This window comes from Cupriavidus agavae (genome assembly GCF_004217045.1).
GTDB classification, from domain to species: Bacteria; Pseudomonadota; Gammaproteobacteria; order Burkholderiales; family Burkholderiaceae; genus Cupriavidus; species Cupriavidus agavae.
Window position 1 is genome coordinate 355,951 of the sequence record NZ_SGXM01000001.1, and the last position, 12,664, is coordinate 368,614.

The 12,664-nt window shown below is 63.6% G+C and carries 12 protein-coding genes; all 12 read left to right on the forward strand.

The features are described from left to right. The first annotated feature begins 11 nt into the window (after window positions 1–11). The 12 genes from EV147_RS01630 to EV147_RS01685 all read left to right on the forward strand — a co-directional run bounded on the left by EV147_RS01630 (window position 12) and on the right by EV147_RS01685 (window position 12,614). Window positions 12–386: a GtrA family protein gene (locus tag EV147_RS01630; RefSeq protein WP_130389388.1), complete on the forward strand. Its 375-nt coding sequence runs from the start codon at window positions 12–14 to the stop codon at window positions 384–386. 34 nt (window positions 387–420) lie between these two features. Continuing rightward, window positions 421–2,679: a YfhO family protein gene (locus tag EV147_RS01635; RefSeq protein WP_130389389.1), complete on the forward strand. Its 2,259-nt coding sequence runs from the start codon at window positions 421–423 to the stop codon at window positions 2,677–2,679. Window positions 2,680–2,711: 32 nt separating this feature from the next. Continuing rightward, a complete protein-coding gene (gene wecB / locus EV147_RS01640; protein ID WP_130389390.1) occupies window positions 2,712–3,812 on the forward strand; it encodes a non-hydrolyzing UDP-N-acetylglucosamine 2-epimerase in 1,101 nt (366 codons plus the stop codon). Then, the gene (locus tag EV147_RS01645; protein WP_130389391.1) at window positions 3,809–4,945 is read left to right on the forward strand and encodes a glycosyltransferase; all 1,137 of its coding nucleotides are present in this window, start codon (window positions 3,809–3,811) and stop codon (window positions 4,943–4,945) included. Before wecB ends, EV147_RS01645 begins: the two co-directional genes overlap by 4 nt. Then, window positions 4,942–5,706, forward strand: coding sequence for a glycosyltransferase (locus tag EV147_RS01650; RefSeq protein WP_235844574.1), 765 nt, complete (start codon window positions 4,942–4,944; stop codon window positions 5,704–5,706). Before EV147_RS01645 ends, EV147_RS01650 begins: the two co-directional genes overlap by 4 nt. 12 nt (window positions 5,707–5,718) lie before the next feature. Then, window positions 5,719–6,792: an MraY family glycosyltransferase gene (locus EV147_RS01655; RefSeq protein ID WP_130389392.1), complete on the forward strand. Its 1,074-nt coding sequence runs from the start codon at window positions 5,719–5,721 to the stop codon at window positions 6,790–6,792. A 132-nt stretch (window positions 6,793–6,924) separates the two neighbouring features. Beyond that, window positions 6,925–7,308, forward strand: a complete 384-nt coding sequence (locus EV147_RS01660) for a GtrA family protein (protein ID WP_130389393.1) — start codon at window positions 6,925–6,927, stop codon at window positions 7,306–7,308. Between the two features lie 39 nt (window positions 7,309–7,347). Then, complete coding sequence (locus EV147_RS01665; protein WP_130391157.1) at window positions 7,348–8,382, forward strand: glycosyltransferase family 2 protein; 1,035 nt, start codon at window positions 7,348–7,350, stop codon at window positions 8,380–8,382. After that, window positions 8,375–9,235 (forward strand): GNAT family N-acetyltransferase, encoded by an 861-nt coding sequence (locus EV147_RS01670; RefSeq protein ID WP_130389394.1) that lies wholly within the window; start codon window positions 8,375–8,377, stop codon window positions 9,233–9,235. Before EV147_RS01665 ends, EV147_RS01670 begins: the two co-directional genes overlap by 8 nt. Before the next feature lie 22 nt (window positions 9,236–9,257). After that, a complete protein-coding gene (locus EV147_RS01675) occupies window positions 9,258–10,007 on the forward strand; it encodes a PIG-L deacetylase family protein (protein ID WP_235844575.1) in 750 nt (249 codons plus the stop codon). A 58-nt stretch (window positions 10,008–10,065) separates the two neighbouring features. After that, on the forward strand, window positions 10,066–12,168 hold the full coding sequence (locus EV147_RS01680; protein ID WP_130389396.1) for a hypothetical protein: 2,103 nt from the start codon (window positions 10,066–10,068) through the stop codon (window positions 12,166–12,168). After that, the gene (locus EV147_RS01685; protein ID WP_130389397.1) at window positions 12,165–12,614 is read left to right on the forward strand and encodes a hypothetical protein; all 450 of its coding nucleotides are present in this window, start codon (window positions 12,165–12,167) and stop codon (window positions 12,612–12,614) included. Before EV147_RS01680 ends, EV147_RS01685 begins: the two co-directional genes overlap by 4 nt. Window positions 12,615–12,664 lie beyond the last annotated feature (50 nt).

The window sequence follows — 12,664 nt, forward strand, 5'->3', positions numbered from 1 at the left end:
ATCGATCCGGGATGGCGACGTTTGCGCGTTTTCTCGTCGTCGGTGCTTCTGCAACCGGTGCCCAGTATCTGGTGCTCTGGGCCGGGGCCGGTGTCTACGGACTGCGGCCGTCGGTGGCTTCCGGCATGGGCTACGTGGTTGGCGCGCTGATCAACTACGTCCTCAACTACTTCTTTACCTTCGGCAGCAACCGGTCGCACGTCTCGGCCTTGCCTCGTTTCTACGCCATGGCGCTGATCGGCTGGTGCCTCAATACGGGCCTCATGCTGTTGTTGGCGGACTGGCTCGGCCTGAACAAGTGGCTGGCGCAAATGCTGGCTACGGCGGTCTGTCTGGGCTGGAATTTCACGGCTGCGAAACTTTGGGTGTACGCCCCGGTGCGATGACGGCGGGGCGCGCCCTTTCGACAGAGGGGGAAAAATGCGCGTGCTGGCCAGGTTTGGTCTGACCATGCAGTCGGGGGCAGGGTATCGCTCCGATCGGAAACAGTTGGCGGCAGTCCTGGGGGTGGTGGCCATCCTCTGGGCGCTGATCTGCTGGAGGTGGCTCTCCGGACGCATCGTGATTCCTTTCGATGCCATGGACGAGTTCTATCCGCAGATGCTGTTCAACGTGCGCGCGTATCTTGCCGGCGAACTGCCGCTGTGGAATCCGTACCTGTTTGCCGGCTTCGCCAACATCGCCGATCCGCAAGGCATGGCATTTTCGCCATTCATGAATCTCATCATGATGGCGTTGGCGCCCCACTATCTGTATGGCTTCACCCTGGCAGTGCTGCTGCACGTGCTGGTGGGCGGCATTGGCGTGATCCTGTGCGGCCGTGACCGGTCTACCCCGGCTGTCATCGCCATCATTGCGGCGCTTGTCTACATGTTCGGAGGCGTGGCGATCAGTCGGCTTCAGCATACGCCGATGATCGTCGGCTACGCCTTCCTGCCATATTGCTACCTCTTCCTCGGGCGCATCCTGAGAAGCGGCTCCGTCGGTGCTGGTGTCGGTGCCGGGGTCGGTGCCGGGATCTTCGGTGGCCTGATGCTGCTGCACGGCACGCAGGTGACTTATCTTTCCGGACTCTTCCTGGTGGGCTATACCGTGGCGCACCTGCCACGGCTACGTGCTCCTGGCAGGCTGGTCGCGCTGGGCGTGGCAGCGGTCATCGCTCTCGTCATCGCATTCCCGTTCCTGTATTCGGTGAAGGTGGCGCTGGGTATCTCGAACCGGCCCGAGATTTCCTACGACTACCTGATGGCCAACCCGGGCGGGGCGGCGGTTCAGACGTTTCTGACCTACCTGATTGCAGGATTCTCGGGCTCGAACAACGGAAATCCGTGGGTTGGCGAGCTGACGTCGAACTATTTCTATATCGGCCTGCTGCCGCTGGCACTGGTGATCGGCGTACTCTGCGGGCGGCCGGCAAGCCAGGCGCAACGGTACGAGAAGCGCGTACTCGCCGTCATGCTGGTCTTTTTCGTGCTCTATGCGCTTGGCCCCGAGGCGCGTGTCTACCGGCTGTTCTATGAATTCCTGCCCGGGGTGAAGCTGTTCCGCCGTCCCAACGACGCGATGTTCCTCGTCAACGCCTTGCTGGCGCTGCTGCTGTTATGCGCCGATGACCGGTGGCTCGATGCCGCGCGGCAGTTTCTGTCGCGGCATGCCCGGTGGGCCATCGGGGCAGGTTTGGGGGTGGCGGCGCTGGCCGCGGCGGGCGGATGGTTCGTCTATGGCGGGGAGTTCTCGTACGCCAAGCTGATGTTGCGGTTCGGCCTTGCCATCGGTGCCTACCTGGTCGCCCTGGCGATATTCCGGCGGACCCGCTTCCTGGCGCTGGCGATGGTCGCTGTCGTGGCATTGGACCTGGGCTTCTCCGGTGCATCGAAGTCGTTCAATTCGGTCGGGACGGATTTCGTGGCGTCCTTCTTCCCGGCGCCGGGCAAGAATCAGGTGGCCGAATGGCTGAGACCGCGGCTGGCCGATGGCGACCGTTTCCCCTACCGCGTGGAACAGATCGAAGCGTTGAAGATGTGGCGGAACGTGCCGAGCGCCGAGCGCCTGCACGCGTCGCTCGGCTACAACCCCATGGTTCTCGCTTCGTACAAGAATTTCTACGGGGCGCCCGAATCGCTGAGCCAGCCCCGTCTGCCGGGGCAGGCCGACGCCTATGGTTCGGCTCGGTTCCGCTCGCTTGGGGTGAAATACATCGTGACCAGCGGGGACCTCGCGCCGCAGGATGCCAACTACCGGGCCGCGGTATCGGGTCCGGTGGCAACGTTCGAGGAGACCAGAATATGGGAGGTCACGAAGCCGTTGCCGCGGGTCACGAACCCCAGGCGTTCCGAGATCGTGCAGCCTGACCGTGCCGCCGAGAACTTCCATCCCGAGAACTTTGTGGAAATTACCGACGACGGGACGCTGACGGCCCAGCGGAGGGCCGAACTACAGGGATGCGTCGGCAACCTAAGTTACACTCTCGTGGATTATCAAAATAATCGGGTCCAGGTCGATTATGTGGCGGATAGACCGGCTTGGTTTGTCCTGTCGGATGCATACCACCCGTGGTGGAAGGCGTCGGTCAACGGCAAAGCCGTGCCGCTTTACCGGGCAAACCAGGCTTTCCGGGCAGTGTGTGTACCTGCCGGCAAGGGACGGCTATCCCTGGACTTCAGATTCATGGGCTATTGAGCAGTAGAAATCAGGCAAAGGCAATTCCATAGATGAGCAAGAAGATTATTTGCGTCGTGGGCACGAGGCCCGAAGCGATCAAGATGGCCCCGCTGATCAACGCGCTGAAGCGCGAGCCATGGGTCGACTGTCGCGTTCTGGCGACAGCCCAGCACCGCCATATGCTCGACCAGGTGCTCGGGCTGTTCGGCATCCAGCCGGATATCGACTTGAACATCATGCGTCCGAACCAGTCGCTGGTGGAACTGACGTCCCGCCTGCTGGTGGAAGTCGACGCCGTGCTGGAGGCGGAGCGCCCGGACGCCGTGATCGCGCAAGGCGACACCACGACCGTCATGACGGTGGCGCTGGCCTGCTTCTACCGCCGCATTCCGTTCGGCCACGTGGAAGCGGGCCTTCGTACGTGGGACATGCAGAACCCGTTCCCCGAGGAGATGAACCGCGTCATCGCCGGCCGTATCGCGGCGTGGCACTTTGCGCCGACCGCGTCGTCGCGGGACAACCTGCTGCGAGAAGGCGTGCGCGACGAGGAAATCGTCCAGACCGGCAATACGGTGATCGACGCGCTGCTGGATGTGGTGCAGCGTTGTGACCACATGATGCCCGCCGTTGGCGACGGAAAGCGTCTCGTTCTGGTCACTTCGCATCGCCGCGAGAATTTTGGCGCGCCGTTTGAAGAGGTCTGCCGTGCCATCCGGCATCTGGTCGAGACCAACGAGGACATCGAGGTTCTCTATCCGGTGCATCCGAATCCCAATGTCCGCGATACGGCCCATCGCATGCTGGGCGGGATGCCGCGCGTGACGCTGACCGAACCGCTGGATTACCTGCCGTTCGTTGCCGCGATGAAGCGTGCCTACCTGATCCTGAGCGATTCCGGCGGGGTCCAGGAAGAGGCGCCGGCGCTGGGCAAGCCGGTGCTGGTCCTGCGTCGTGAAACCGAGCGTCCAGAGGCCGTGGATGCGGGCGTGGTGAAGCTGGTGGGTCCGGATTTCGATCGGATCGTCGCCGAGGCGCAGCGCCTGCTCGACGATGAGGCGGCATACCGCGAGATGGCGCGGGGGGTGTCGCCCTACGGCGACGGCCATGCTTCGGAGCGCATCGTCGACGTGCTGCGCAGGCATTTTGTATGACCCAGCTGGTTTACCTGTCGCCGGTCCCGTGGTTCTCGTTTTCCCAGCGGCCCCACAAGTTCGTGGAGTGGTTCCGTGCCATGGGCGGCGACAAGGTTATCTGGGTCGATCCTTATCCCACCCGACTGCCGAAGCTCAGTGATGTCCGCCGGCTGAAGCAGAAAAATGACCACGGCACGCAGCAGGGCCTCCCGCCGGCATGGATGCAGCTGATCCGCCCGAAGGCGCTTCCGGTCGAGCCATTGCCGGTGGCAGGATGGGCCAATCGCCTGCTCTGGCAGCAGAACCTGGCGGCCATCGGGTCCTTCGCTGGCAAGGCGCCGACCTTGCTGGTCATCGGCAAGCCGTCGCTGCTGGCGCTGTCGCTGCTCTCCACGCGCTGGTTCAAGGGATCGGTCTATGACTCCATGGACCATTTCGCCGCGTTCTACAGTGGCATCTCGCGGTACGTGATGTCGCAGCGCGAGCGCGCCGTGGGCAGCCGGGTGGAGGCGCTGATGGCTTCCTCCACATGCCTGCAGGAATACTGGAGGTCGATCCGGGCGGACGTGGCGCTCGTGCGCAATGCCTGCGATCCCGCGGTGCTGCCTGCGCCCCGCGAGCCCTCGCGCTCGCGCGACCAACGCCCGGTGCTTGGCTATGTCGGCACCATCGGGGGCTGGTTCGACTGGGACGCGGTCAGGGATCTGGCGCGCGCCCGTCCCGATGCCCTGGTGCGGCTGGTCGGACCGATGGCGGTTGCGGTGCCGCATGACCTGCCCGCCAACGTGGAGATGCTGCCGCCTTGCGCGCACGATGCCGCCATGCGGGCGGTGGCGGAATTCGATGTCGGGCTGATCCCGTTCAAGCGGAACCAGTTGACGGAATCCGTCGATCCCATCAAGTACTACGAGTATCGCGCGATGGGCCTGCCGGTGATTTCGACCCGCTTCGGCGAGATGCGATATCGGGCAGGCGAGGCCGGGGTATTCCTGGCCGATACCGCGGACGAACAGCGCGCTGCGGCGCAATTGGCGCTGACGTTCCAGGACGGCGCGCATGCGCCGATGCACTTCCGCGAGAACGAGGGCTGGACGCACCGTTTCAGCGATAGTCCGGTGGCCGCCATGATGCGGTCAGGAGGCGGGTCGTGACGGAAACGCCCCTGCTGTCGATCTCGGTCGTCAGCCACGGACATCGTGCCTTGCTGCCGCCGCTGCTGGAGGACATCGCCCGGCTCGGCCGCGAGATTCCGCTGGAACTGGTGCTGACCGAAAACATTCCGGAGAACCTCGAAGAGATCGTCCGTGATTCCGGCATTCCTTATCGGCTGATCCGCAATGGCCAGCCGCAGGGGTTTGGCGCCAATCACAATGCGGCATTCGCGGTCAGCCGGGCGCCGTACTTTGCGGTGCTGAATCCGGATCTTCGTCTTCCCGACAATCGGTCGCTGCTGGCCCTGGTCGAGCGCGTCAAGGCTGCGCCCGGTGTGGCAGGCCCGTGTGTGCTCGCGCCAGGCGGCACGATCGAGGACAGCGCGCGCCATGTGCCATCCGTGCCCAGGTTGTTTTCCCGGGCGGTGCTGGGCAGGCGCCACCCCGACTACGATGCTTCTGTTCCCGTACAGACAGTGGCATGGCTGGCCGGCATGTGCCTGGTGTTCGATCGGGCAACGTTCGAGCGGGTGGGGGGCTTCGACGAGCGTTTCCACCTGTATTGCGAGGACGTCGATATCTGCCTGCGTGTGCATCTGGCCGGGAAAGCCGTCACCTGGGATCAGGCGGCCAGCGTGATTCACGATGCCCGGCGCCGTACGACGCTGGATGGCCGCCATTTCCGCTGGCACGTCAGCAGCCTGTTGAAACTGCTGACCTCGTCGGCCTATTGGCGATACAAACTTAACGCTGTCGGATAGACAGGCCATTTCATGTTCGATTTCTTCTGGGTCCCGGTGATTGTGGCCCTGTTCACCGCTGTCGCAGTCCGGATGCTGCGCCCGCTGGCGTTCCGGGGAGAGTTGCTCGATCGGCCTGGTGGCCGCAAGCGGCATAGCGGCGCGGTGCCGCTGGTTGGCGGCATTGCCATCACGTTCGCGGTCTGGGCCGGTTCGTTCGCGTTCGTGCGGGTGGCCGACTACCACGTGGCGCTGCTGGCGGGGGTGACGATGCTGGCCGTCGTGGGCGTGGTAGACGACATGCGCGGCATGTCGCCGCTGGCCAAGCTGTGCGCGCAGCTGTTCGCAGCCATCCTGATGACGTCCTGGGGCGGGGTCTTCCTCAGCTCCCTGGGCGACGTGCTGGGGAAGCGGGAAATCGAGCTGACCAACTGGGGCATTCCGCTGACGCTGTTCGCAGTGGTCACGGTGGTCAACGCCACGAACATGATGGACGGGCTCGACGGCCTGGCCGGCGGCCTGGCGTTGACGGTATTCGGCTGGCTGACCTACCTCTCGGGCGATGTCGGCAATACCACGGCGCAGCGCTATTGCGTCATCTTCGTCGGCGCCCTGGTAGGTTTTCTCGTGTTCAACCTCCCGAATCCGCTGCGGGGCAGGAACCGGGTGTTCCTGGGGGACGCGGGAAGCCTGATGCTCGGTTTTGCAATCGTCTGGTTCACGGTCGAACTGTCGCAGCCGGCCTACAACTATGGCCGCCATGTGCCACCGGTGGTGATGCTCTGGCTGCTGGGCGTGCTGCTGATCGACCTGCTGGCCGTGACGGTCCGGCGGGCGATGGCGGGCCGCAACCCGCTCTCGGCGGACCGGACGCACCTGCACCATATTCTGGTCCGCCTGGACCTGCCTCCGGCGATCGTCGTCTGGGCCATCCTGCTGATCAATGCGGGATTTGGCGCGATTGGCGTGATTGCATGGAAAAGCGGCGTGCCTGAGTACCTGATGTTCCTGGGATTCCTCATGGTCGCGGCGGCGCATCTTGCCATCATGCAATCGGCGCCGCGCTTCGTGCGCCGCGCGCGCCGGATGCTGTCGCGCCGGCGATAGGCAATTGACGCAGCATTGTTTTCCGCCACGTCGGGCCTGATACAATTCTTGCCCGAGTTTTTTGGAACATCGAGGCAAGTGGCGGGCCACCGTTACCGCCGGCCGCGCGGTGTGTGATATCTGGAGTAGCGCATGAGTATGCTCAGGCAAGGCGCGTCCTACGGCATAGTTGGCGCGCTCCAACTGGGCGTGGACTGGGCCTGTTTCGTATTGCTGTCGGCGTTGGGCTTGCCCGCCGTGCCCGCCAATGTGGCAGGCCGCATTATCGGTGCGATGCTCGGATTCTGGCTCAATGGCAAGGCTACCTTTTCGTCGGCGCTTGCCGACGGCCTGCGCTGGCGCCACCTTGCCCGCTTCCTGTGTTCCTGGGCGGCGATGACGGTACTGAGTACCATCGCCATAGCATTGGCGGACCACGCCAAAGGCCTGCAGTTTGCCTGGATAATCAAGCCGCTTGCCGATGCGGTTCTGGCTCTCTGCGGCTTTGTTATCTCGAAATACTGGATTTATCGCTGAGGCCCTGTCTTGAATAATCTCGAAAACGATGTCCAGGCCATGGAGGACGGTTATACCGAAGCGCCGCTGCAAGGGCGCCGGGTAGCGGTTGTCATTCCCAGCTACAAGGTTACCGACCATATCTTGTCCGTTATCGGGAAGATGCCTGACTATGTGTGGCGCATCTATGCGGTGGACGATGCCTGTCCGAATGGCAGCGGTGATTTTGTCGAGCAGAACTGCACCGATCCGCGGGTGGTCGTTCTCCGGCACGCGCAGAACAAGGGCGTGGGCGGTGCCGTAATGACCGGTTATCGCGCCGCCATCGACGATGGCGCGACGGTCATCGTCAAGGTCGATGGCGATGGACAGATGGACCCCGAGCTTCTGCCCGATTTCATCATGCCCATCCTCGCGGGCGATGCCGACTATACGAAGGGCAATCGCTTCTACGACCTGACCAAGATCGGCCGCATGCCGCCGGTACGCATTTTTGGCAATGCCGTACTGTCGTTGCTCGCCAAACTGTCGACCGGCTACTGGGATGTCTTCGATCCCACCAACGGCTATACCGCCATTCACGCCGATGTGGCGCGCCGCCTGCCCTTTGATCGCATCAGCGAGCGCTATTTCTTCGAAACCGACGTGCTGTTCCGCCTTGGCACCTACCGCGCGGTGGTCGTCGACGTGCCAATGGATGCGGTGTACGGCGACGAAGTCAGCAATCTCAAGATTTCCCGGATTCTCGGCGAGTTCTTGCGCAAGCATGTGCGGAACTTCGGCAAGCGCATTTTCTACAATTACTTCCTTCGCGACGTTTCGCTGGCCAGCATCGAACTGCTGGTGGGCACGACCGTGATGATCTTCGGCGTCTTGTTCGGGGGCTACCACTGGTATTTGTCTTCGGTCCACGAAACAGCCACGCCCGTGGGTACGGTGATGGTCGCAGCGCTGTCGTTCCTGGCGGGTCTGCAACTGCTGCTGGCATTCGTGGGGTATGACATTGCGAGTGTGCCAAGGCGTCCCATTCACCGTTACTTCCCCGCCGGCCTGCGCGCACGGCGAAAACGCAAGCGGGAGTCTGACGATGTTTGACTTTGTTCCAACGCGTTCGGATGGTGATGCTTTGCGGGAGTACGCGGAGCTCTTTCGTGCGAGCTTTCCCGATGCCGGCCATCTGAATGAGACGTATCTGAAGTGGCTTTATAGTGAGAATCCGTCCGGAAAGGTAGTTGGCTTCGATGCCTACGCTGAGGGCCGGCTCGCGGCGCACTACGTGACCGTTCCGGCAGACGTCTTTATCCAGGGAGTCAGGCAGCGGGGCCTTTTGTCGCTGAATACGGCGACGCATCCGGATTTCCAGGGCAAGGGGCTGTTCACCGAACTGGCGCGCCGGACTTACGAGCGGGGCGCCGAACTCGGGTTCAATTTCGTGTATGGCGTGGCCAACGCCAACAGCACCCCGGGGTTCATCCGGAAGCTCGGATTCCAACTGGTGCGCCCGCTGGACGCAAAGATATCGCTCGGACACGTGGCGAAGGTCGACTGGCCCGCCGTCTGCCGCACGGCGGCTTTTCGGAGGCAGTGGACCGAGGCACATCTGGCCTGGCGAGCCCGGAATCCGCAGAATGCCATTCGTTTCGCCAGCAACCGGGATGGAGTGTTGACCGCTTTTGCCAGCACCGACAAGCCGGGTGTCGTCGTGGCGGGAGAATTCAGCCCTGACGGTCCCGTGACGGCATTGCCCTGCGCATCCGTGCCGATTCTCCCCAGGCTGTTCATCGGCCTGCTTCCCGAAGCGAGCCGTCGACGGGGCCTGGCAATCGACGTGCCGAAGGCACTCCGCCCGTCGCCGCTGAACCTGATCTACCTCTCGCTTGATCAGAAGCAGAAAACCCTGCCGGCGGACCAGATAGCCTTGAGCTTTCTCGATTTCGATGCCTACTAGCCCGCGCAGCGAGCCGGCAACGTTGTTCCTGCTGGCACATCCCGATGACGAGTTCGGCTGCTTCGAATCGATCCGACGGATCGTTGGAACGGGCCGCCGCGTGGCGATCGTCTATCTGACCGATGGCGGCTCGGACCCTGCGATGGTGTCGCGTCGCATGACGGAAAGCCGGCAAGTGCTGGCGCGGCTCGGAGTCTGCGCCGACGATCTCCATTTCATTGGCGCGCTCGCGCGCTTTCCTGACGGAGGATTGCACAGGCACCTGAAAGCGGCATGGCTGGCATGCCAGTCGTTCTGCGACGCGCACGGCCCCTTCGATGCCATCTACGTGCCCGCATGGGAGGGTGGTCATCCCGATCACGATGCCACCCACGCCCTGGCGGTGCTGCTGGCGCGCAAGCAGGGTATCCCGGACGTATTCCAGTTCTCGCTGTACAACGCGAACGCGGTGCCGAAGCCGTTCTTCCGTGTGCTCAGCCCGCTGGCGGAGAATGGCGAGCGGATCAGACTCCCGATTCCGTGGCGGGCAAGATTTCACTACCTGCGGTTATGTCTGTCGTATCCGTCGCAATGGAAAACCTGGGTCGGCCTGCTTCCTTTCGTTGCTCCCAAGCTGCTCATCGGCGGTAACTATTGCCTCCAGCGCACGAACATGGCGCGGCTGGAACAGCGACCGCACGGCGGCGCCCTTCTCTACGAGAGCAGGGGATGGCTCACCTGGCCGGCTTTCGAAAGCGAATTGCGACATTTCCTCGATTCCGTATCTGTTTAACGGGGCCCGGGCGGGCGGCATTCTCCGCCTTGGCCGCCCTTACTGAACTGTCTGTTCCATGGTATTTCTCAAATCGAACTGGTGGCTTGCGGGGCTGCTGATGCTCGCGGGTTGTCTCCTGGTTGGCCTGGGCTTCTTCCAGACATCCATCTGGGATTCCGTGCCCGACGCGCGGATGCAGGAACTCGCCTGGCTGGCAGTCATGGCCATCGGCGTCACCGTGCCGCTGGCCTGGATCTTCCGCATCCGCGCCAGCTCCATCGTGCTGGCCATCGGTGCCATATTGCTGTGGCGGCATGCCGGGACGGCGCCGGTCATTGCCACGATCTTCTTTGCCGGGGCAGCACTCGGGGTTGGCACCCTCTACGTGCCGGAAGCCGGCAACCGCCGCTGGGCGCTGGCGTTGCTGATCGGCATGCTGATCCTGGCCGGGTTCTTCGGATGGCTGCTGCCCTACCCGATTCACGATCGCCTGGTCTACGCCTTGGTCATGGGCGCCATCTGGATCATCCGTTTCCCGGTGATCCGGCAGGCTGTCACACGGTCTGTGACGGCATGGCGCGGGGCAACGCGGCGCTCGCCGCTCTGGTCGCTGTTTTTCGCCGTCGTCTTCCTGCTGGGGTCGATGGCCCTGTGGCTGCCGACCGTCCAGTTCGACGATCTCGCCGGCCATCTGGCCATCACGTACCAACTGCTCGAACTCAGGTATTACCGGCTCGACGCGGCATCGCAGGTCTGGGCCATGACGCCCTGGGCCACGGACGTGATGCAGGCCGTCGTCGCCGTCCTGGCCAGGGAAGAAGCGCGAAGCGCGTTCAACGCCCTGTGGTACGGGCTGGCCGCGTACTTCCTGTGGGACATCGCGCGCAGCCTGGGCCTGCCCGTGGCGCTGCGATGGCTGGTTGCCGCCGCGTTCGCCAGCCAGCCTCTGGTCATGCCATTGCTGGGCGGCATGCAGGTCGAGGCCGCGCTGACCGCCATTACTGCGGCAGCGATCGCCACGGCCCTGCACGTCAAGGTGAAGGGCAATGTCCGCTCGCTGATGCCACTGGTCCTGGTCTGCAGCGGCTTGCTGGCGATCAAGGCGACACAGATCATGATCGTCGCGCCATTGGCAGTCTGGGCCCTTGCCGGCCGCCGCATCGGCAGAGAACTCCTCGCCATCGGCAAGTTGCTGCCGCTGATCTTCGTGATCACCGGGTCAAGCTACTTCTACGCCGGGGTGATCACCGGCAATCCGGTACTGCCGGTCTTCAACGATATCTTCCGTTCGCCGTACTTCGGCGTGGAGCGATTCAGCGATTCCCATTGGCACGGCGGCATGCAGTGGATGCTGCCCTGGCACCTGACGTTCTCGACCGCGCGTTACATGGAAGCGTACGAAGGCGCCGCCGGCTTCCTGATGCTCGCCTTGCTGGGCGGCGTCTTGCTGGCGCTGATCGCGCCGCGGAGCCGCGCGCCGATGCTGGTGGCGCTGATCGCGTTTCTTGGAACGTTCTACAACATCCAGTATCTCCGCTACATCTTTCCGATGCTGACGGTCGCCATTCCGCTGACCGTGGCGGGCTTCTACTACGCCATGGGACGGCACCGCATCATTGCGGCCGTGCTGGCCGCGCTGGTGGTCCTGAACCTGTGTTTCTATCCAAACTCCTTCTACCGGCTCAGGGGCGATGACCTGATCTGGGATGTCGCCATGCTGCAGCGGACCGGCGCCGAGGTCGATGCCGCATTCGCGCCCGAAAAAGTGATCGCGAACTACGTGCGTGCCGTGGGCAACGGTGGCGGGGTGCTGCTGGCGGAGAATGGCCGTCCGTATGGCGCGCCGTTCGCCGGTCTCGCGCTGACACCTATCTGGTATGACCACACCATCATGGCGGCGGCGCACGAGGCGGACGCGGACCCCGAGGGCGAAGTCTGGCAACGCCTGCTGCGCGATCTGGGTATCGGCTATGTCGTGACCGGAGCGACCGAGCGGCCCTCGTTGGCGGCTGCGCTCGACGCGCTGGACGCCAGGCCGGTGCTGACCCTGAGCGGAATGACGGCGTGGCAGCTCAGCCCGGAGGCGGGCTCCAGGGTCCCCCCGACGCTTGCCCAGACGCGCGACTATGCCCGTCAATACCTCTGGCCGGAATGGCTGCGTGCCTGGATGCAAAAATGACACGACGACGCTCTACAATTACCGCGTTGGCGCTGTGCGGTTTCCTGGCCGTTACGGCCGCATGGGCGCTGAGTTCGCGCCTGACGCCGCATCTCGGCCGCGTTCCGGGTGACCTGCTCATTGCCGCCTCGCTGGATCGTCCGCAGGCAGATGGGGCGCGTCTGGCGCTGGAAGCTGCGTCGCCGGCACGCATCTGTGGATCGGCTGCGCCGTTCGCGCTGACGGCGCGCTGGCAGGTGGATCCTGCCGTAGCGCCCTGGACCCAGCTCTGGCTGCTTGGCGAAGATGGCAACCCGGTGCTGTGGCATGCCGGGGCGACGCCCTCGGGCGAAAAACAGACGGGCCCGTGGGTCGGCCCGCACACGATGTTCCTGTTGGTCGCCGGAAATACCGGAGAATTGATTGCTGCAGTTCGCGCGGAGGAGTTGCCTTGCGTTAAAGGTTGAAGACCGTATTCGTTGACGTTTTTTCGCCCCCAATCACGTTCGACCAAGAA